The organism is Streptomyces sp. NPDC048718 (assembly GCF_043198875.1).
In the GTDB taxonomy this organism is placed as follows: domain Bacteria; phylum Actinomycetota; class Actinomycetes; order Streptomycetales; family Streptomycetaceae; genus Streptomyces.
The window spans coordinates 91,557-111,252 of the sequence record NZ_JBICVG010000002.1 but is presented as its reverse complement, the minus strand read 5'-3'; the positions used below and the strand labels follow the sequence as shown (position 1 = coordinate 111,252).

The window sequence follows — 19,696 nt, the reverse complement described above, 5'->3', positions numbered from 1 at the left end:
CCCGAGGGGCCGGCGGCCGGGAGTTTCGCGCGGGCGGCCCGCCCGCCTGCGCCGCGTCAGTGGAGTGGACCAATGAGGGGGCGCGGGGGAGTGGCGGAGCCGGGCGCGAAAACGACGGAGCCGCGCCCCCGGCACACCGGCACCGGGAACGCGGCTCCGTCACCCCGTCACGGGGCCGGACCACGAAGGAACGAGGCTCGGGGCGCGGGAATCGTGGGCGCGCCCCGGCCGGCCCGCTCAGCGCGTGCCGACCGCCGCGCGTACGGCCCGCCGTGCCATGGCGCAGTCGTCGTGGAGCCGCCGCAGCAGCAGCCGCTGCTCCTCGCCGGGCGACAGCTCGCCCACCGGCATCGGAACCGACCCGGCCGGCGGCGCCTCCCGGATCGTGCGCTGCACCGCCGTCTCGTACGTCCGGATCTCACGCGTCAGTACGATCATCAGATTCACCAGGAACGCGTCCCGGGAAGCCGGGCCCGCCTGCTGGGCCAGCTGGCTGATCTGCCGCCGGGCGAGCGGCGCGTCCCCGAGCACCGACCACAGCGTCGCCAGGTCGTAGCCCGGCAGGTACCAGCCCGCGTGCTCCCAGTCCACGAACACCGGACCGGCGGGGGACAGAAGCATGTTGGAGAGCAGGGCGTCACCGTGACAGAACTGGCCCGTGCCGGCCCGCCCGCCCGCCTGCGCGATCCCGAGGAGCAGCTTCTGCAGGTCGTCCCGGTCCCGGTCGGTGAAGAAGCCCAGCTCGTGATAGCGCGCGATCCGCGCCCCGTAGTCGAGCGGCGCGTCGAAGGTCCCGGCCGGCGGCCGCCAGGCGTTCAGCCGGACCACGGCGCCGAGCGCGGCCCGCAGATCGGCGCGCGGCGGCGCCTCGACCGGATGGCGGGTCAGCGCCGCGGCCCGCCCCGGCATCCGCTCGACGACCAGCGCGCAGCTGTCCGGATCCGCCGCGATCAGCCGCGGCGCGCGGACCGGGGGGCGGTGCCGGACGAAGGAGCGGTACGACGCTATCTCGTGCCGGAACCGCTCGACCCAGGACGGCGAGTGGTCCAGTAAGCACTTCGCGACCACGGTCGCCCGGCCCGTCGTGCCCACGATCAGGGCGGAGCGGCCGCTGCGGCGCAGCACCTGCACCGCGTTGAAGTCCGGGCAGATCCGCTGGACGGACTTGAGCGCCACGCGCAGTTGGGCGCCGTGGGGGCCGGACAGATCGATCCTCCCGCTCGGCGCCTGGACGGTGCCGCCCGCCCAGCGCCTGGCCCGCGCCGCTCCACGCGCGGGGACGGGGGTGAGGTACGGGCCGGAGCCGGCCGCCAGGGCGGTGCGCGGAAGCGGCCGGGGCGGGGCGGTCACGGAGGACGATGCTGTGTACATGTGAGAAGACAGATCCCTTCGTGCGCCGACGAGTTGCGTGCGTCGCCCCGGCCGGCCGGCCGGACCGCACCCTGGGGAAAATGTGGGCCGGGCGGCGGGACGGGGTGGCGCGTTCCTACCTGACACCGGGGCGCGGGTGGCGGAACATCGGGCGCACCCTGGCGAACCCTGGCGAATAGTCGCCACACCCATACCGGAGGGTTACTGTCAACTCAGCCGAGAACCTGGGGGCTTGGACGTGACAGGGCAGACCAACACCCGTCTTTCGGACCTCTTCGGCCTGGCCGGGTGGTCCAAGGGCGAACTCGCGCGACTCGTGAACCGGCAGTCGGCGGCCATGGGCCACCCTCAGCTGGCGACCGACACCTCGCGGGTGCGGCGCTGGATCGACAAGGGGGAGATCCCCCGCGATCCCGTACCGAGGGTGCTGGCCGCGCTGTTCACCGAGCGACTCGGCCGTGTCGTGACCATCGAGGACCTCGGTCTGGTACGACGCGGGCGCGCCGGAACCCGGCGGGACGTCAGGAGTACGGACAACCCCGACGGGCTGCCGTGGCCGCCCGAGCGTACGGCGGCGGTCCTCACCGAATTCACGGGAATGGACCTCATGCTCAACCGACGCGGCCTGGTAGGCGCGGGCGCCGCGCTTGTCGCCGGCTCCGCACTCACCCACGCCATGCACGACTGGCTCCACACCAACCCCTCCCGGCCCGGGGCCGTTCCCCGCGCCGTCGATCCCCTGCACGCCGACCCGGCCGGATTCGACCGCTACGAGGCAGCCCCCATCGGATCGGAGGAGATCGAGGCGCTGGAGCACTCGGTGCAGGTCTTCCGCGCCTGGGACGCCTCGCGCGGCGGCGGCCTCCAGCGCAAGGCCGTGGTGGGCCAGCTCAACGAGGTGGGCGGCATGCTCGCCTACCACCACCCCGAGCAGCTCCAGCGCCGGCTGTGGGGCGTCGCCGCCAACCTGGCCGTCCTGGCCGGCTGGATGTCCCACGACGTGGGCCTCGAACCCACCGCCCAGAAGTACTTCGTGATCGCCGCGCACGCGGCACGCGAGGGCGGCGACCGGCCCCGGGCCGGCGAGGCGCTGTCCCGCGCCGCCCGCCAGATGGTCCATCTCGGCCGGCCGGACGAGGCGCTCGACCTGATGAAGCTCGCCACCTCGGGTGGAGGGGAGCGGCTGCTGCCGCGCACCCGCGCCATGTTCCGCACCATCGAGGCGTGGGCGCAGGCGGCCATGGGCCAGGGGCAGGAGATGCGCCGTACGCTCGGCGAAGCCGAGGAACTCTTCGTCTCCGACCGGAGCGACGAGAAGCCGACCTGGATGCAGAACTTCGACGCGGCCGACCTGCACGGCATGCAGGCGCTCGCCTACCGCACTCTCGCGGACCACGACCCCGCCGCCGCGGCCCTGGCGCAGCACCACGCCCGGCTCGCGCTCCAACTGCGCGGCAAGGGGCACGACCGGTCGAAGCTCTTCGACCACATCTCCCTGGCCTCGGCCTACTTCATCGGCGACGACCCCGATCAGGCGGACAGCTACGCGCGGCTCGCCCTGCTCTCCATGGGCGACACCTCCTCGCACCGCACGTGGGACCGGCTGCACGAGATGTACCGGCTGACCGGCCAGTACGCGAGCTACAGCAAGATCGCCGAGCTGCGGGAGGAGATCGAGGTGGCCCTGCCCAAGTCGCCGTCCGACAAGCCGCGGACCGGGGACGCGTGAGTGCCCGGCTTCTCCGTACGGCAGCACGGGCACTGAACCCGAACGACGCGGCAGCGTGCCGGGGGACACCCCGGGGCGGTGCGACGCCGTGCGTCCGGGGCGATCACCCCTGCCCGGCCGCCGGTCCTCCCGGCCGGCCTTGCTGTCAGCTCCCGCCTCCCACACGGACGGCCATCACACAGGCGTCGTCCGCGCGCGGTCCGTCGCCGAACTCCGCCACCACCGCCCTGACGCACTCCTGCGCGTCCCGAGCGGTGGCGAGTCGCGGCGCGAGGGCCAGCAGACGGTCCCTCCCGGTGGTGTCGTCCGGTGTGCCGCCGGACCGGGCGAGCCCGTCGGTGTGCAGCAGGAGCAGGTCGCCGGGGAGCAGGGGCGTCTCGGCCTCCTCGTACACGGCCCCGCCGGTGGCGCCGAGCAGCATGCCGTCCGGCCGGCTCAGCGCGCGTCCTTCCCCCGCGCGGAACAGCAGCGGCGCGGGGTGGCCCGCCTGGGCCCAGGAGAGGGTGCGGGCGGTGGGGTCGTAGCGGCAGCACAGCGCACTGCCGAGGGCGGGCTGCGCGGCGGTCTCCAGGAGCTGGTTCAGATGCCCCATCAGGGCACCGGGCCGGATCCCGGCGACCGCCATGCCGCGCAGCGCGCCCAGGAGCATCGCCATCGACGACGTGGCGGCGACCCCGTGTCCGGTCAGGTCGCCGACGGTGAGCAGCGCGTCCCCGTCCGGCAGGGTCAGCGCGTCGTACCAGTCGCCGCCGATCAGCCCGGTCGAGGCGGCCGGCAGATAGAGCGCCGCCACGTCGAGCGGGGCCGGTCCCTCGTGGGCGAACCGCAACGAGCCGCGCCAGGGCGGCAGTACGGCTTCCTGGAGTTCGACGGCGGCCCGCCGCTCGGCGTGGGCGATCCGCTGGTGCTGGTGCAGGCTGTCCCGGCTCTCGCGGACCGCCCGTTCGCTGCGTCGCAGTTCACTGACATCGCGCAGCACCGCCCACATCGACGCGGTGCCGCCGGTGTCGTCGAGCACCGGCTCGCCGGTCATGTGCACGGTACGGACCCGGCCGTCGCTGCGGACGATCCGGAACTCGCCGTCGATCGGCTTCCCGTCGATGAGGCACTCCGTCACCATCGCCTGGAGAAGCGGCTGGTCCTCGGCGAAGACCAGCGACGGCAGTTCGTCGAGGGACAGGGGGCCGGTCTGCCGGGGGCGGCCGAAGATCCGGAACAGCTCCTCGGACCAGTGCACCTCGTCGGTGAGCAGGTCCCACTCGGCGCTGCCCACCCGGGACAAGAGCGAGCCGGGGGAGCGGGGTGCGTCCGGGCCGGGCGGTGGGGCGTACGCGGCGGAGGAATCGACTGCCCGCTCGTCCGGAAGGCCCGCCTTGAGCTGGCCCAAGTGCGCGCCGAGGTCGTCGAGTTGGTGGACGGCGAGATCGCACAGGGCGCGCTGCCAGCGGTGGTGCGGGCCGTCCTCGCCGGCGACGGCGTCCCGGCGTACCGCGTCCACGTCCCCGCGCAGACGGCGTGTCCGCGTGATGAGAGCGTCCACCGCGCCCGGCTCGGGCGGTTGGGCGGAACGGTCCGCGAAGAGGGGGGACGGCATGTCGTACTCCGATGCAGGCGACGTGGCACGGCCAGGTCTGGTGGGGAGAAGCCCGAGTACGACTTTCGCACAGCGGGATAGCCCCCGTAAGCGAATTGGCAACACTCGATACGGTGGTGCTTGTGGCATATGCCAAAGGCCCAGAAGGGTTCCGGACATGCTCCAACGGCATTTCGGCCACACCCGCACGGGTTACGGTGCAGGGGTGGTGAGGAACGACGTGATGAACACGGTGGGTACGGCGGTGCTGCTGGCGGCGGCACCGGCCGGACGGGGTCGGGCGATGGACGCGGCGTCGGCGCTGCCCGTACTCGCGGCGGTGCCCGCGGGCGTCCTGGCGGGCACGCACATGGCGACTGTCGTCGAACTGGCGGACCCGCTCGATCCGCAGAGCGTGCTCACCCGGCTGCGCGCCGCGGCCGCCACGCCCGGCCCGCTCGCCCTCTATCTTGCGGGTCAGCTCCAACTCGACCGCCGCCAGCGGCTGCCGCACCTGGCACTGGCCCGCAGCACGCCGTCGACCCTGCGCTACACGGGACTTCCCTGGCACTGGCTCGCCGGCGAACTCGCCCCGCGCCGCCAGGGAACCACCACGGTCGTCGCGGACCTCGCCGTCGACCCCGAACTCTGGCAGCGCCTCGGCGACACGCCCGACACGCTCCAACTGGGGCCCGCCGTCGCGCTCTTCGCCCATCTCACGCCCTTCCCGCGGCGCGGTGTCCTGTTGACCCCCGACTATCTGCGGCACTTCGCCACGACCTGGCGCGCCGGCGTCCGGCCGCCGCTGCCGCTGCTCCACGAGGAAGCGGCGGCGGCCGCCCGGGCGGCGGGACACGAAGGAGCGATCCTGCTGAGCCCCGGGCTGCCCGGCGGTGCGTTCGGCGCCGCGCAGACGGCGGACACCCGGGCGATAGGCGGCGCACCGGGGCCGTCCGCACCACCGGCTCTGGACACACACCCCGGGGCCGGTCCCGCCGGTGGGCCCGGCGCGCCGGACGCGGGCCCCGGCGCCTGGAGCGGCGCGCCGGGCGGGTCGCCCGCAGGGCCGGACGCGCGGGCCCGGAGCGAGCAGCCGCGGGGGCCCGGGCCGTACGGGCAGGAGGCGGCGGGACCCGCTCCGGCACCTCCCGCGGGCCGTGCCGACGCCACCCACACCCGGACCCCGGCGGAAGCCACGGGCCCGCACGGTGTGTCGCACCCTCCGGCCCCCGGCGCGCCGGAGGCACCGAGGCCACCGCACGACCGGGAGCGGACGACGCAGCCGACCGGGTCGGCGGACGCGCGGGAGACGACCCCCGAGCCCGCCGCCGCGACTCCTTCGATCCCCTCCACTCCTTCGGCCCCTGCGGGCCCCGTGGTGCCCGCTCCGTCCGTTCCGCCCGTTCCCGCCCCGCCCCGCGACGCGGGCGCGCCGGCGGTGAACGGACCGGCCCAGGCCTCCGAGCCGCCGGGCTCCGAGAGTCCGGCGCCGGCGACACCCGTGGCACCGGCGGCAGCAGCCGGACCCGAGGGCACCGCCCTCCGTACCGGGTCGCGGACGTCGCCGCCCCCGCCCCCATCGGCTCCCGGCACCGGCCTTCCGCCCCGGCCGCCGCACATGCCCGCCGAGCCGCCCGCGGATAGACCGCCGACACCAGGCAGCGGAATCGACCCGCACCCCGCGATCCTGGCCGCGGCCCGGTCCGGCCGGCACGGCGAGGCGGCCGCCATGGCCGCCGCCTGGGAGAGCGACGCCCTGCGGCGGTACGGCCCGCGTTCGAGTGAGGCCGTGCACTGGGTGGAGGTACGGGCGGACCTGGCGCGGCTCGCGGGAGAACCGGCCCGCAGCTGCGAACTGTGGATCACCGCCGCGCAGGCCCGCCTGGGGCTGCGCCAGAGCCCCGACGAACCGGACGTCGAAGGTGCCGTCGACCGTGCCCACCACCAGTGGGAACAGATCGCGGACCCGGACCGGGCGCGCGCCCTCGGGCCCGCGCTCATCGAACTGCGCCGTCGCGTCCCGGGCCGTCACGCGGGCGCCCTCGCCGCGCTGCGGCGCAAGATGGGCTGAACTCCCGGCCGAGCCTCCGAGCATCCGAGGCCTGAGCACCGAGCACCGGGGCAGAGGGGTCCGAGCCCGGCCCCCGGTCGGCCTGCACCGGGGCCTGACATCATCGGAGTATGCCCGCCTCCGCCACCCCGTCCGTCGCTTCGGCCCCGATCGCCACGAAGCGGCTGGTCCTGCGCCCCGTACGCACCCGGGACCTCCCGGCGGTGACCCGGCTGTGGACCGACCCGGAGGTCCGGCGCCACTTGGGCGGCCCGGTGACGGACACGGTCGTCCGGATCCGGCAGCGCCGGATCGTCGGCGCCCCGGGCCGCCTCGCCGTCGAGCGGACCCTGGACGGTGCCGTGCTCGGACTGGTCACGGTGGACCAGGACGGGCGCGGCGGCGAGACGGAGGTGTCGTACCAGTTCCTCCCCGAGTACTGGGGGCAGGGGTACGCCCGTGAGGCCGTCGCGGCGGCCGTGGCCAGCGCGCTGGAGGACGTGCCGAGCGTCGTCGCCGTCACCCAGGAGGCCAATACCCGCTCCCGGCGCCTGCTGGAGACGGTCGGAATGGTCCACGCGGAGTCGTTCGTGGAGTGGGACGCCCATCAGGTGCTGTACCGCCGCAGCTCGCCCGGAAAGGGGTGAGCGGCACCCGCCTTCCGGGCCGGCGGGGCACGGAGAGCGGATGCCGCTTCGGATGTTCCGGCCGGGGCCGGATCCGTCATGTCCTCCTCTTGCTCATGATCATGCCGCCCGCTACCAGGGCGAACAGGCAGACGCAGGCGCCGGTGATCACATTGCTGAGAACCATGCCCATGTCCGGTCCCCGGGCGACCACCCACGGGGAGACGATCAGCCAGGCACCGAGGAGCAGCACCACGAAGTTGAGGTCCTGTGCCCGCTCGGGGGCCATCGACATGCACAGGCCGAGGACCGCGATCGCGATGCCCGCGATCAGGTTGCTGATGGCCAGCTGCGGACTGGTGGCCGCGAAGTGGACCGTCCATGCGGAGATCGCGGCGTAGATACCGCCGATGATCACCAGTTCCTCGACCGCCGCCACGCCTCGCGTCTCGAGCATTCGGGCGTAACGGTCCCGCATTTCCGGAGCGTCAGGGTGTCCCCTGAGGTCACCTGGGCGGTGGTGGACGTCGGCCATGTGACTCGCCTCCTTCGGCGTCTCGCGTGTCCGGCCGCGCGTGCGGCAAGGGATTCCGCCGTTCCATTGTGCTCTTATCTGACCTTTATGTGTAGTTCTGGCCGGAAAGGAATCCCGGAAGGGGGCGGAGGCCGGTGTGCCGCGCCACCGCGCCACCGCGCGCCTCGCGGCGCGTGCGACGGCGCGGCACGGCTGCCGGGCCGGGGACCCGGCGCCGTCCGGCTGGTCAGCGGCTGTACGAGCGGGTCAGGATCTCCATGTTGTGCCCGGACGGGTCGTCGAAGTAGGCGCCCCGGCCGCCGAAGAGGGTGTTGATCCGGCCGGGCTCGGTGTGCCCCGGATCGGCGAAGTGCGTCACCCGCATCCGCTCCAGGCGGTCGATCATCGCGTCGAACTCCTCGTCCGGCACGAGGAACGCGTAATGACCGGGGGTGAAGTCCCCTGTCGCCTGGTAGTAGTCGAGCGTGACGCCGTTGCCGGTGTCGACCGGCAGGAACGGACCGAAGGGGGCGCCGACCGTCAGGCCGAGTACTTCGGCCAGGAATACGGCGGAGACGTGCCGGTCATGGGCGTGGACGACGGTGTGATCGAGCCGGATGGCCACGGAGGGGTCCTTTCACGGGAGGTCGAGCGGGATGCGCGTACGGCGGTGTTCCCTCGCTCCGCGAACGCGCCGCGGTGCGGGACGCCCCGCCGCGGCGGCTCCCGTGCCCGTGGGCCGACGGCGCTCACGCCATGGCCGGGCGCCTCTCTCGATCACGGCGCATGGCCGACCCGGCAGTCATGGCGCCACGCTAGCCCGCCCCGAGCGCCCCCGGCAAACACAACGCCTGCCGTGAACGACAGGCCGGACTCTCGCCTGCCGGGCGCGGGGCCCCACTCGGGCGGGCGCTCACGGAGCTTCCAACTACCCTGTTCACACCTGATGGCGACGGTGTCGCCGCGCCCGCGTGCCTCCCGGCCGGCCGCGTCCGACCGGACGGGGCGTGAAGAACCGCTACGGGATGGGGCTGTAGGCGTCCGTCACGGTGTCCGCCGAGCGGCCCTGGCGCTCGTACACCTCACGCAGGGCCGCCGCCGCGTGCGCCCGGTCGACCTCCTCATAGCCGAACCGCTCGTGCGCGAGCCGGACGACGTCCTCGACGGTCACGATCGCCGGCTCGCCCCGGCCCGCCCCGCGCCGGGCGACGGCGACCGCCAGTTCGGCGGACCGGGCCAGCGCACGAACGTACGCGCGCCAGGCGAGATTACGGGCCCGCCGGGGCGCGATCGGGCGCACCGACCGGCCCTTCCAACGGGCGCCGGCCGCCATGAGGACGGCGCCGAACAGGAAGACCAGGGAACCGAGCAGGATGTCGGGACTCACGTTCACACCGCCTCCCCTTCCCCCATCCGGACCGCCTCGAACCGCGCGGACCCGGGCGACGTGGCGTGCCGGCCCGGCGCTCCGGCCCGGCCGCTCATTCTTCCGACCGGAAACCGGTCGTGCCGTCCGGGAGGATCGCCTCGACCCCGGCGCCGTGCTCCACCGTCCGGCTCACCGTGCAGTACTTCTCGTGCGTGAGGCGCACGCCCCGCGCGAACACCTCCGCAGCCCGCGGGTTGCTCTCCGGCAGCTCGAACTCGTAACTCACCTTGATCCGCCCGATCCTGCCGTCGTCCCCGGGGCCCGAGGCGCCCTCCACCACGATCCGCAGCCCGTCGAGATCGACCGCCCGTGCCGTCCGGTCGATCACCAGCCCGCCGCAGCCGCCCATCGCCGCGAGGAGCAGTTCGACCGGGGTGAACGACGGCTGCGCGTCCGCGTCGTCGTCGGCGGCGATCCGTACCTCCGCGCCCCGGTCGTTGCGGGCGGTCCAGGTGCGGTACCCGGTGCGGACGGTCTCGATCCGGTACTCGTCGGCCATGGCGGCTTGCACTCCTCGCGATCGGCTCGGGCACGCGCGCGCGTGCCCCTGCGCCATCCCATCACCCCCGGGCCGCCGGGGCGCAACGGGCACGCCCCGCGCGCCCCTTCGCTCCCTGGCGGACGCCGGCACCGGGGTGTCGACTGTCCGGCATGACGACGCGGGGAGCGGCCCGGCCGGATCAAGGCGCCTACATGTTGCGGACGGCGGCTATGGACGCGGGACGCGCGTACAAGGAGGAACTGCTCCGGCTCCTCGACCCGAAGCCCGGTGGCACCGTGCTCGACGTGGGCTGCGGCCCCGGCACCGATCTGCCCGCGCTCGCCGCCCACGTGGGCCCCGAGGGGGTGGTCATCGGTGTCGACCGGGACCCCGCGATGGTGGCCGAGGCACGCCGGCGCACCGGGGATCTGCCCGGGGTGGAGGTACGCCAGGGCGACGCCCACGACCTGCCGGTGGCGCCCGGCTCGGTCGACCACGCCAAGGCCGACCGCGTCCTCCTGCACGTCGACGACCCGGCGGCCGTCCTGGCCGGGCTGTACACCGCGACCCGGCCGGGCGCCGTCGTCGGCCTCGTCGAACCCGACTGGGAGACGCTGATCGTGGACGCTCCCGACATCGCGACGACCCGCGCGTTCATCCGCTTCGTCCTCGGGCACACGGTCCGCAACCCCACCGTCGGCCGCGGCCTCGGACGGCTCGCCGCCCGGGCGGGCTTCACCGTGGAATCGGTGCACGCCACCACGCCGGTCCTGCGCGACGCCGAAGCCGCCGACCACACGCTCGGCCTCGGTCGCAACCTGGAACGCGCCGTCGCCGCGGGCCTGATCGGGGCGGACCGGGCCCACCGCTGGTTCGACGGGCTCATGGAAGGGCCGTTCCAGGCGTCCTTCACCCTGTTCACGGTGGTGGCCCGGCACTGAGGACCGCTCGCTCGGGCCGCGTCACCCAGGGGCGAATACGGATATGTCCCCACCAGGATTGAGTATCCCGAGCACGGACGGCTGAGTACGTGCTCCCATGTCCGAGGCCCGGCACCGCTGCTGGACTGGCCCCATGAGCTCCGAAGCCCCTCGCACCCGCATGCCCCGCCGCCGCCCGCTGCGGCGCCCGGACACCCGGCCCCGCCCCCGGCCGGGCACCCACCCCCGGCGCCGGGCGGCAGCCGCCACGGTCACCGCGACCGCCACCGCGACCGGTTCGGCGCTCGCCGCGGCCCTGTTGCCGGTCGTGGTCGGTGCGCTCCTGACCCGCTCGGCCGGCGGCGACCCGATGGCGTCGGTCAACGCGCTGATCGCCGGCGGCGGTCAGCGGGCCCGGCTGCCCCACGCGCGGCTGTCCGGCGCCCGACTGTCGGGCTGTGGCGGCCGGGTGGCCGCCCGGGCCCGCGGCGGGTGGGACCGTGCGCCCCTGCGCGCCCGGACGACGTTCCGGACGACGTCCCGGAGGACGCCCCGAGGGTGAGGCCCCGTCATTCGACGGCGTCCAGGCCCGTCTCGTGCCCCCGCAGGGCGCGAGACGGGCCTTCCGCCGTCCGGCCGCGTTCCCAGGCCCCGGCCGGAAATCCGGGACCACCCGGGCCTGGGAACGCGATGCCGAAGGTGAGGGCTTGGCACCCCCGCCGCGAAAAGCTGCGGCGTTCCACCCCCACGAACGGTCTGTTCGAGTGATGATCATCTAGTTACTCGTGGGGAACATGTCAGAGCCCCGCCATCCCATACGTCGAAAGGCAGCGCCGATGGACGCGCAGGACCGCGCCGCGCACCACGCACAGGAACCGCGACAGCGAGCGGAGCAACGCCCGTCGCGGGACGGGGACACGGACGCCCCGCCGTCGCGTGGCATCGGCCGGCGCCGGTTCCTCGGCTACGTCCTCGCGGCGCCGACCCTCACCGTCGCCGCGCGGCTTGGCGAGGAGGTGCTGGCCCCCACTCCCGCCGCCGCGGCCGTGGCGGCCGCCGTGGTGCCGTCGCTGCCCGGCCCCGCCGACATCTACGACCTCAACGACATGCTCACGCATGCCGCGCTGCCCACCGCGAACCTCATCACCATCCGCGTCGACGAGGACGGCATCGCCCACTTCGCGCTGCCGCGCGCCGAGGTGGGCCAGGGCATCACCACCTCCACCGCGATGCTCATCGCCGAGGAGCTGGACCTGCCGATCGACCGGGTCAGGGTCACCCTGGCCGACGCCCGTCCCGAGCTGCTCTTCAACCAGCTCACCGGCGGATCCAACACCACCATCTCCACCTACACCCCGGTCCGCGTCGCCGCCGCCGTCGCCCGCGGCCGGCTGCTGCGCGCCGCCGCGCTGGAACTGGGCCAGGCCGTCACCACCCTCACCGCCAAGGCCGGTGTCATCACCTCGGCCGCCGGAGTCCGGCTCACGTACGGCGAACTCGCCGTCAAGGCCGCCTCCCTGGCCGACATCCAGGTGTCGGTCGGCCTGAAGGAGCCGGGCCAGTTCCGGGTCATCGGCACCGACCAGCGCCGGATCGACGCCCTCGAAGCCGTCACCGGCCGCAAGAAGTTCGCCATGGACCTCCAGGTCCCCGGCGCGCTGCCCACCATGGTCTGCCGGCCGCCCACGATCAACGGCAAGGTCCGCTCCGTCGCGAACCTCGCCGAGGTACGGGCCATGCCCGGCATCACCGACGCCGTCACCGTCTCCACCGGCGTCGCCGTCCGCGGCCGCACCTTCGGCCAGTGCATCGACGCCGTCCGCGCCCTGAAGGTCACCTGGGGACCCGGCACCGCCGAGGGCGCCTCGGACGCCACCGTGCTCGCCGAGCTCCGCAAGGCCGAACTCCCTCTCGTCGTCCCGCCGCTGGACCTGGTCACCAAGTCCGTCGACACCCGCTTCACCTTCCAGTTCGCCAGCAACAGCGCCCTGGAGACCAACTGCGCCGTCGCCGACGTGCGCCCCGGCTCCGCGGAGATCTGGGCCAGTCTGAAGTCGCCGATCGTCGCCCAGGAGAAGATCGCCGCCCGGCTCGGGCTGCCGATCGGCGCGGTGAAGGTCCATGTCACCGAGGGCGGCGGCTCGTTCGGCCGCAAGCTGTTCCACGACGCGGCCGGCGAGGCCGCCGAGATCTCCCAGGCCATGGGCAAGCCCGTCCGCCTCATGTGGCACCGCACCGACGACTTCCGCCAGGGGCGTACGCACCCGATGGCCACCTCCCGGGTCCGCGCCACGTACGCCCTCGGCCAGGTCCTCAGCTACGAGCAGCGGCACACCTCCGTCGCCACCGACTTCGGGCACGGCCTCGGCGAGATCATCACCTCCGAAGTGGCGCAACTCCCGGTCGCGAACCTGACGTTCTCCGAGACGATGTATCAGCTCACCCAGTCGACGCCGTACCACTTCGGACTGACCACCCAGCTGCTCAACGAGGTCGACAACGGCTTCAACACCGGCTCCATGCGCGGCATCTACTCGCCGAACGTGCGCTGCGCGCAGGAACTCGTCGTCGACCAGCTCGCGGAGAAGATGGGCGAGGACCCGCTCGCGTTCCGCCGCCGCCACCTCAAGGACGAGCGGGCCCGCGCCGTCCTCGACAAGGTCGCCGAAGCCGGCTCCTGGGGACGGAAGATGGCGCCCGGCACCGCGCAGGGCATCGCCCTGCACCCCGAGTACCACGCCTTCGTCGCCGTCCTCGCCGAGATCGACTGCCGTCCGGAGACCACCGGACGCAAGGTCCCCGACGCCTACACCGGGCCGCGCGTCACCAAGATCGTGTGCGCCGTCGACGTCGGTCTCGCCGTCAACCCGCGGGGCCTGGAAGCCCAGATGATGGGCGGCATCATCGACGGCATCGCCACCGCCCTCACCTCCAGCCTGCACCTGAAGGACGGCCACTTCCTGGAGGGCAGCTGGGACAACTACTTCTACTCCCGGCAGTGGAACACCCCGCCCGAGCTCCAGATCATCGTCATGCCGCCGACCACCGGCAAGCCCGGCGGCGCCGGCGAACTGGCCGTCGGGGCCTCCATGGCCGCCGTCGCCTGCGCGTACGGCCGGGCCACCGGCACCCTGCCGACCACCTTCCCGGTCAACCACGGCGAGCCGCTCGCCTTCACGCCGCTGCCCACCACCCCGCCGATCCCCGCCTCCCCGACCGACGGCCGCGCCCGCACCCGCTGACCCACCGGACGGACCCCAGCCCGTTCATCCGGCAACACCATCACCAGGAGCCTTCGTGCCCCAGCACACCTTCATCCTCAACGGCAAGGCCGTCACCGCCGAGGTCGAGGACGACGTCCGCCTGCTCTGGGTGCTCCGGGACGTCCTCGGCGTCACCGGCCCCAAGTACGGCTGCGGCCTCGGCGTCTGTCAGGCCTGCACCAGCCACCTCAACGGCAAGGCGTTCAACCCCTGCACCGTCCCGGTGAAGGACATCGAGCCCACCGACGAGGTCACCACCATCGAGGGCCTGCCCGCCACCGTGGGCAAGGACCTGCACCCCATGCAGGAGGCCTGGCTCGACATCGACGTCGTCCAGTGCGGCTACTGCCAGCCCGGCCAGATCATGGCCGCCGTCGCCGCCGTACGGCGCGCGCACGAGGCCGGCCGGGAGGTCGACGAGGCCGACCTCGACCAGATCCGCAACATCTGCCGCTGCGGCACCTATAACCGTATCCGCGAGGCCATCAAGGAGGGCGCCCGCCGCATGCCGTGACCCGGCCCGCCCGGCGGCCCTCCGCACCGACCCCAGGGAGTGCCGCCGATGCCGGGAAAGATCGTCCTGTTCCTCTCCGTCTCCCTCGATGGTTACGTCGAGGGAGACCACCACGATCTCGGCTGGCAACGGGTCGGCGAGGAACTCCACCGGCACTTCAACGAGGAGCTGTCCGCCATGGGCGGCTTCCTCAGCGGGCGCCGTACCCACCAGATGATGGCGGAGTTCTGGCCGGCCGCCGACACCGCCCCGGACAGCACCCCCGCGATGCGCGAGTTCGCCGGAATCTGGCGCGACACCCCCAAGACGGTCTACTCCACGACTCTGTGGCGGGCCGACTGGAACACCACCGTGGTTCCCAGGGTGGACACGGCGGAGGTACGCGCCCTCGCCGCGTCCGCCACCGGCGACCTCGCCCTCGGCGGCGCCACGCTCGCCGCCGCCTTCCGCGAGCTCGACCTCATCGACGTCTACCAGCTCTACGTCCACCCGGCCCTCGTCGGCCGCGGCACCCGCCTCTTCCCACCCACCGACACCACGGCCGACCTGCGGCTCGACCGGACCCGGACCTTCCCCGACGGCGTGGTCATGCTCCGCTACGAGCGCGTCGCCGCACCGGCCGGGGCCGCTCCGGCCCGGTAGACGGGGCGTACGGGGCCGACGCGGCAGACCAGCGGACCGGGCGGCGCGAGCACGGCCGGCACAGCGCGGCCCCCCGCCCGGGCGCCGCCCGCACCCGGAGGCGACCTCACCCCGGGATCCGACATCCGGCTACCCGTCATACCTGAGAGCTACCCGCGAGGTTGGCTCTCCGGTGGGACGCCGACCACGAACCGCCCTTCCTACCTTCCTTCCGTGACACCACTCCGTTACGGAAGGACCCCCATGGCACCCCACCCGCGCGGCGAACGCCGCGCACCCGCCCGGACGCCCGGCCGACTGCGCCGTACCGCGCTCGCCGGACTCGTCAGTGCCATCGTGGCGGTGTCGGTGGTGGGAGCGGCCCGGCCCGCGGACGTGCCCGCTCCCGTGCCGCCCTCGGTCGCTCCGCTGACCCCGGCCGGGCCGGTCGCGCGGGCCCGGGAACTGACCGTCCGGTACGAGGCCGAGCGGCTGGCGCTGCGGGACGCCGAGCGGGCCGCGCGGGCCCACGGCGCCCGGCACCGGGCCGACGCCCTGCACGCGATGGCGGCGCCGGATCGCACCTTCCTCTCCTTCGACGGGCGCGACGGCGGGCGCGCCGTCGAGGTCGTCGGCGACCTGGCCGGCGCCGACCGGATCGCCGTACTCGTCCCCGGCGCCGACACCTCGGTCGACAGCCACGGCCGCCTCCGCAGCGGCGCGCTCGCCCTCCAGCACCAACTCGGCCCGCGCGGCGCCGTCGTCGCCTGGCTCGACTACCGCACCCCCGCCACCGGCAGCGCCGCCTCCCTCACCCCCGGCCGCGCCGACCAGGCCGCACCCCGGCTGCGCGCCTTCACCGGGGAACTGCGCCGCTTCCGGCCGCACGCCCGGATCACCCTCCTCGGGCACTCCTACGGCTCCGTCGTCTGCGCGCTGGCCGCCCCCGGCCTGCCCGCCGACGGCATCGTCCTGTTCGGTAGCCCCGGCACCGGCCTCGACCACGTCTCCGACCTGCGTACCCGTGCCACCGTCTGGGCCGGCCGGGCCGCCGGCGACTGGGTCGCCGACATCCCCCACGCCGACCTCCCGCTGCTGCCCGGAAGCCGGCTCGGTTTCGGCACCGACCCGATGGACCCCGCCTTCGGCGCCCGCCACTTCGCCGCGGGCGACGGCGGCCACAGCGACTACCTCGCCCCCGGCTCCGTACCCCTGCGCAACCTCGCCCGGATCGTCGACGGACAGGAGCCCGACCATGCCTGACACCCCGCGGCCCGACACCTCGCGCCGCCTCGCCGGCCTCGCCCACCGCGTCGACGCCGCCACCCCGCCCGGCCGCGACCGCGCCCTCGACGCGCTGCGGGCCCTCGCCATCCTCGGTGTCGTCCTCGGCCACTGGCTGGTCACCGCGCTCGTCGCCGACAGCGGCACCCTGCACGTCGAGAGCCCCCTCGGGCACCTGCCCGAACTCACCCCGGTCTCCTGGGTGTTCCAGACCCTCGCGGCGTTCTTCCTGGTCGGCGGTCTGGTCGCCGCCCGCGGCCACGCCGCCGCCCGCGCCCGTGGCGAGCGCGACAGCACCTGGATCGCCGCCCGGCTCCGCCGGCTGTTCCGGCCCGTCGTCCCGCTGCTCGCGGTCTGGCTCGTCGCCACCCTCGGCATGCTCGCCGCCGGAGTGCCCTGGCAGACCGTGTACACCCTCGGCAAGCTCGTCCTGTCCCCGCTCTGGTTCCTGCTCGTCCTCGCCGCCCTCACCGCCGCCACCCCGCTCGTCGCCCGCGTCCACCCGCTGTGGCCGCTGGCCGTCGTCGTCCACGTCGACCTCATACGCTTCGGATTCGACGGCCCCGACGCGCTCGGCTGGCTCAACCTGCCGGCCGGCTGGCTCGTCCCGTACTGCCTGGGCGCCCTCGTCGCCCGCGGCGGCCCGCTCACCCGCGCCGCCTCCTGGACCCTGCTCCTCGGCGGCGCCACCGTGACCGGGCTGCTCGTGGCCTTCGCCGGCTACCCCGGCTCCATGGTCGGCGTGCCCGGCGCCCCGGTCTCCAACCTCAACCCGCCGACCCTCGCCGCCGTCACCTTCGGCCTCGCCCAGTGCGGAGGCGCCCTGCTGCTCCTCGGGCCGCTGCGCAGGGTCCTGCGCAAACCGGTCGCCTGGGCGGGCGTCGCCCTGCTCAACCTCTGCGCCATGACCGTCTTCCTCTGGCACCAGACAGCCATGATCGCCGTCACCACCGGCGGACTTCTCGCGGCCGGCCGCCTCGGCCACGGCCCGCTCACCGGGCTGCACACCGTGCCCGACACCCCCGTCTGGATCCTCGCCCGGCTCGGCTGGCTCCCCGTCTTCGCGGGCGCGCTGCTGCTCTGCCTCGCGGCCTTCCACACGTACGAACGCGTCTCCCGCACCGGCCGCCGGAAGCCCGCCCCCGTAGCCACCGCCCCCGCCGTCCGCCGCCCCGACACCCGCATCGAGGTGCGACGTGCCTAATCTGTCCCCGGGCATCGAACACACGGGCGGGGGAAGCAAGATGGGGGCAACGATCGGCGGGGGACGGTGGCCGGCCGTCCCGCGGTCGGTCTGGGACGTGCTGCGCACCGACCTCGCCCCCGGCCGCCGGGACCCGCTGCCCCGCCACCGCTACCTCGGCCGGCTGCCCCACGGCCATTTGATCCTGCTCAGCGTGCTCATGGGCCTGTGGGAGCAAGGGGTGTACCAGCGCGGCGTACAGGAGCTGCCCGGCATACTTTCCCTGCTGATCGTCGTCCAGGCCGCCGCGCTCGTCCTCGCGCTCAGCCGTCCCGTCGCCGCCTGGTGGGTCTCCACCGCCATGCTCCTGTCCACCGGGGTGGCCGCGGCACCCGTCTGGGGGGCGCCGATGCCCTGGAGCGCCCCGGCGATCGTGCTCCACGGGTTCGTCCTGCTGCTGCTCGCCTTGCGGGTACGGCCCACCTCCGCCTCGGCGGCCCTCGTCCTGACCCTTCTCGTCGGCGTGATCGGTGTCGGCGGACCACGGCCCGCCGTGTCCCACCCGCCCGTGCTGGCGACCGGCGCGCTCGTCCTCACCGCCGCGGTCGTCGTCGGAGCCTCCCTGCGCGCCGTCCGGCTCTCCCGCACCCGGCTCGTCGAACAGGAAGGGCTCACCGCGGAGGAACGCGCCCGGCGCGCCCTGCTGGAGGAGCGCGGGCGGATCGCCCGCGAGCTGCACGACGTGGTCGCCCACCACATGTCCGTCATCTCCATCCAGGCCCAGGTCGCCCCGCACCTGGTCGCGGACCCGACGCCGGAACTGCGCGAGAACCTGGCCGGCATCCGGCAGAACGCCGTCGACGCCCTCACCGAACTCCGTCGTGTTCTCGGCGTGTTGCGCGGCGACGCCGACCCGGGCGACAGCGCCGCGGGCGTACGGCACGCCCCGCAGCCCACCCTCGAACGGCTCGGCGAACTCCTCGCCAACGTCCGCGCCGCCGGCCTCGACGTGACCGCCGGATCGCGCGGCGAACCCCGACCGCTGTCCCCGGGCACCGAACTCTCCGCCTACCGCATCGTGCAGGAGGCCCTGAGCAATGTGATGCGCCACGCCCCCGGCGCCCGCGCCACCGTCGAGACCCACTACCACCACGCGGGACTGACTCTGCGGATCACCAACACCGCGCCCGGCCGGCCCGCGCCCACCACTGCCCGCGGCGGCGCGCGCGAGCCGGGGCACGGGCTGCTCGGCATGCGCGAACGGACCGCCATGCTGGGCGGCGAACTCGTCGCCGGCCCCACCCCCGACGGCGGCTGGGACGTCACCGCCGTCCTGCCCGCCCCGCTCCCCGCCACCCCACCCCGCCCCGAGGACGGTTCATGAGCAGCGACGACATCAGGGTCCTGATCGCGGACGACCAGAGCATGGTCCGGCAGGGCTTCACCGTCCTGCTGAACGCCGAACCCGGCATCGAGGTCGTCGGCCAGGCCGTCGACGGCGCGGACGCCGTCGACCAGGCCGCCGCGCTCGCCCCCGACGTCGTCCTCATGGACGTCCGGATGCCCGGCATCGGCGGGATCGAGGCCACCCGGCGGCTCACCGCGCCCGCCGGGGCCACCGTGAAGGTCCTGATCCTCACCACCTTCGACCTGGACGAGTACGTGTACGAGGCGCTGCGCGCCGGTGCCTCCGGCTTCCTCCTCAAGGACGCGTCGGCCGAGGAACTCGCCCAGGCCGTACGGGTCGTGGCGCGCGGCGACGCGCTGCTCGCCCCGGGGGTCACCAAGCGGCTCATCGCCGAGTTCTCCCGGATCAGCCCCACGCCGCGCGCTCCGCTGATGGACCGCGTCGGCGCCCTGACCGAGCGCGAGACCGAGGTGCTCACGCTCATCGCGCAGGGTCTGTCCAACGCCGAGATCGCCACCCGGCTCGTCGTCGCCGAACAGACCGTGAAGACCTATGTCGGCCGGATCCTCGCCAAACTGTCGCTGCGCGACCGCACGCAGGCCGCCGTCCACGCGTACGAGACCGGCCTGGTCCGCCCCGGCGGCCTTTGATCCCGGCCCGTCTTGTGGAGCGGAAGGCGCCCTGTCGGTAGGGGAGTTCGCTGGGATCCGCGTAAGTCCTTCTGGTCGGA

Annotated in this window: 18 protein-coding genes; 12 read left to right on the top strand and 6 right to left on the bottom strand. The window is 74.3% G+C overall.

Annotated elements, in window-relative coordinates:
- Positions 1 to 237: 237 nt before the first annotated feature.
- On the bottom strand, positions 238 to 1,371 hold the full coding sequence (locus ACGFRB_RS03570) for an aminoglycoside phosphotransferase family protein (protein ID WP_363008120.1): 1,134 nt from the start codon (positions 1,369 to 1,371) through the stop codon (positions 238 to 240).
- Positions 1,372 to 1,609: 238 nt separating this feature from the next.
- Here ACGFRB_RS03570 and ACGFRB_RS03565 point away from each other — a divergent pair, with 238 nt between their 5' ends.
- Positions 1,610 to 3,100: a hypothetical protein gene (locus ACGFRB_RS03565; protein ID WP_363008279.1), complete on the top strand. Its 1,491-nt coding sequence runs from the start codon at positions 1,610 to 1,612 to the stop codon at positions 3,098 to 3,100.
- A gap of 145 nt (positions 3,101 to 3,245) precedes the next feature.
- Here the strand turns inward: ACGFRB_RS03565 and ACGFRB_RS03560 are convergent, their stop codons facing one another.
- Positions 3,246 to 4,694, bottom strand: a complete 1,449-nt coding sequence (locus ACGFRB_RS03560) for a PP2C family protein-serine/threonine phosphatase (protein ID WP_393238451.1) — start codon at positions 4,692 to 4,694, stop codon at positions 3,246 to 3,248.
- 205 nt (positions 4,695 to 4,899) lie between these two features.
- Here ACGFRB_RS03560 and ACGFRB_RS03555 point away from each other — a divergent pair, with 205 nt between their 5' ends.
- Entirely contained in the window at positions 4,900 to 6,744 is a 1,845-nt protein-coding gene (locus tag ACGFRB_RS03555) for a hypothetical protein (protein ID WP_393238448.1), read from the top strand.
- Positions 6,745 to 6,854: 110 nt separating this feature from the next.
- Positions 6,855 to 7,370 (top strand): GNAT family N-acetyltransferase, encoded by a 516-nt coding sequence (locus tag ACGFRB_RS03550; protein ID WP_393238445.1) that lies wholly within the window; start codon positions 6,855 to 6,857, stop codon positions 7,368 to 7,370.
- Positions 7,371 to 7,446: 76 nt separating this feature from the next.
- On the opposite strand, the gene ACGFRB_RS03545 is transcribed toward ACGFRB_RS03550, so the two are convergent.
- The 4 genes from ACGFRB_RS03545 to ACGFRB_RS03530 form a co-directional block, all read right to left on the bottom strand.
- Positions 7,447 to 7,806, bottom strand: coding sequence for an SPW repeat protein (locus ACGFRB_RS03545; protein ID WP_363008128.1), 360 nt, complete (start codon positions 7,804 to 7,806; stop codon positions 7,447 to 7,449).
- Between the two features lie 304 nt (positions 7,807 to 8,110).
- Positions 8,111 to 8,488 carry a VOC family protein gene (locus tag ACGFRB_RS03540; protein WP_393238442.1) on the bottom strand — a complete coding sequence of 126 codons (378 nt, stop codon included), beginning with the start codon at positions 8,486 to 8,488 and terminating at the stop codon, positions 8,111 to 8,113.
- 393 nt (positions 8,489 to 8,881) lie between these two features.
- Complete coding sequence (locus ACGFRB_RS03535; RefSeq protein WP_363008132.1) at positions 8,882 to 9,256, bottom strand: hypothetical protein; 375 nt, start codon at positions 9,254 to 9,256, stop codon at positions 8,882 to 8,884.
- A gap of 88 nt (positions 9,257 to 9,344) precedes the next feature.
- Positions 9,345 to 9,791: an OsmC family protein gene (locus ACGFRB_RS03530; RefSeq protein ID WP_393238439.1), complete on the bottom strand. Its 447-nt coding sequence runs from the start codon at positions 9,789 to 9,791 to the stop codon at positions 9,345 to 9,347.
- Positions 9,792 to 9,943: 152 nt separating this feature from the next.
- Between ACGFRB_RS03530 and ACGFRB_RS03525 the strand changes: the two genes are divergently transcribed.
- From ACGFRB_RS03525 to ACGFRB_RS03485, 9 genes are all read left to right on the top strand, one after another.
- Complete coding sequence (locus ACGFRB_RS03525) at positions 9,944 to 10,714, top strand: methyltransferase domain-containing protein (protein WP_393238436.1); 771 nt, start codon at positions 9,944 to 9,946, stop codon at positions 10,712 to 10,714.
- Between the two features lie 133 nt (positions 10,715 to 10,847).
- A complete protein-coding gene (locus tag ACGFRB_RS03520; RefSeq protein ID WP_393238433.1) occupies positions 10,848 to 11,255 on the top strand; it encodes a hypothetical protein in 408 nt (135 codons plus the stop codon).
- A 274-nt stretch (positions 11,256 to 11,529) separates the two neighbouring features.
- Positions 11,530 to 13,935, top strand: a complete 2,406-nt coding sequence (locus ACGFRB_RS03515) for a molybdopterin cofactor-binding domain-containing protein (protein ID WP_393238430.1) — start codon at positions 11,530 to 11,532, stop codon at positions 13,933 to 13,935.
- 55 nt (positions 13,936 to 13,990) lie between these two features.
- Entirely contained in the window at positions 13,991 to 14,470 is a 480-nt protein-coding gene (locus ACGFRB_RS03510; RefSeq protein ID WP_363008142.1) for a (2Fe-2S)-binding protein, read from the top strand.
- A gap of 48 nt (positions 14,471 to 14,518) precedes the next feature.
- The gene (locus ACGFRB_RS03505) at positions 14,519 to 15,112 is read left to right on the top strand and encodes a dihydrofolate reductase family protein (RefSeq protein WP_393238427.1); all 594 of its coding nucleotides are present in this window, start codon (positions 14,519 to 14,521) and stop codon (positions 15,110 to 15,112) included.
- A 243-nt stretch (positions 15,113 to 15,355) separates the two neighbouring features.
- Entirely contained in the window at positions 15,356 to 16,354 is a 999-nt protein-coding gene (locus ACGFRB_RS03500) for an alpha/beta hydrolase (RefSeq protein WP_393238424.1), read from the top strand.
- On the top strand, positions 16,347 to 17,579 hold the full coding sequence (locus ACGFRB_RS03495) for an acyltransferase (RefSeq protein WP_393238421.1): 1,233 nt from the start codon (positions 16,347 to 16,349) through the stop codon (positions 17,577 to 17,579). Before ACGFRB_RS03500 ends, ACGFRB_RS03495 begins: the two co-directional genes overlap by 8 nt.
- Before the next feature lie 40 nt (positions 17,580 to 17,619).
- On the top strand, positions 17,620 to 18,942 hold the full coding sequence (locus tag ACGFRB_RS03490) for a sensor histidine kinase (RefSeq protein WP_393238418.1): 1,323 nt from the start codon (positions 17,620 to 17,622) through the stop codon (positions 18,940 to 18,942).
- On the top strand, positions 18,939 to 19,616 hold the full coding sequence (locus ACGFRB_RS03485; protein WP_393238415.1) for a response regulator: 678 nt from the start codon (positions 18,939 to 18,941) through the stop codon (positions 19,614 to 19,616). Before ACGFRB_RS03490 ends, ACGFRB_RS03485 begins: the two co-directional genes overlap by 4 nt.
- The last annotated feature ends 80 nt before the right edge of the window (positions 19,617 to 19,696 follow it).

What these genes read in the sequence shown, in the direction of transcription:
- ACGFRB_RS03560 (WP_393238451.1), bottom strand. Translation starts at nt 4,694, where the DNA reads ATGCCGTCCCCCCTCTTCGCGGACCGTTCCGCCCAACCGCCCGAGCCG.
- ACGFRB_RS03485 (WP_393238415.1), top strand. Translation starts at nt 18,939, where the DNA reads ATGAGCAGCGACGACATCAGGGTCCTGATCGCGGACGACCAGAGCATG.
- ACGFRB_RS03490 (WP_393238418.1), top strand. Translation starts at nt 17,620, where the DNA reads ATGGGGGCAACGATCGGCGGGGGACGGTGGCCGGCCGTCCCGCGGTCG.
- ACGFRB_RS03500 (WP_393238424.1), top strand. Translation starts at nt 15,356, where the DNA reads ATGGCACCCCACCCGCGCGGCGAACGCCGCGCACCCGCCCGGACGCCC.
- ACGFRB_RS03495 (WP_393238421.1), top strand. Translation starts at nt 16,347, where the DNA reads ATGCCTGACACCCCGCGGCCCGACACCTCGCGCCGCCTCGCCGGCCTC.
- ACGFRB_RS03530 (WP_393238439.1), bottom strand. Translation starts at nt 9,791, where the DNA reads ATGGCCGACGAGTACCGGATCGAGACCGTCCGCACCGGGTACCGCACC.
- ACGFRB_RS03515 (WP_393238430.1), top strand. Translation starts at nt 11,530, where the DNA reads ATGGACGCGCAGGACCGCGCCGCGCACCACGCACAGGAACCGCGACAG.
- ACGFRB_RS03545 (WP_363008128.1), bottom strand. Translation starts at nt 7,806, where the DNA reads ATGCTCGAGACGCGAGGCGTGGCGGCGGTCGAGGAACTGGTGATCATC.
- ACGFRB_RS03570 (WP_363008120.1), bottom strand. Translation starts at nt 1,371, where the DNA reads ATGTACACAGCATCGTCCTCCGTGACCGCCCCGCCCCGGCCGCTTCCG.
- ACGFRB_RS03520 (WP_393238433.1), top strand. Translation starts at nt 10,848, where the DNA reads ATGAGCTCCGAAGCCCCTCGCACCCGCATGCCCCGCCGCCGCCCGCTG.
- ACGFRB_RS03505 (WP_393238427.1), top strand. Translation starts at nt 14,519, where the DNA reads ATGCCGGGAAAGATCGTCCTGTTCCTCTCCGTCTCCCTCGATGGTTAC.
- ACGFRB_RS03550 (WP_393238445.1), top strand. Translation starts at nt 6,855, where the DNA reads ATGCCCGCCTCCGCCACCCCGTCCGTCGCTTCGGCCCCGATCGCCACG.
- ACGFRB_RS03525 (WP_393238436.1), top strand. Translation starts at nt 9,944, where the DNA reads ATGACGACGCGGGGAGCGGCCCGGCCGGATCAAGGCGCCTACATGTTG.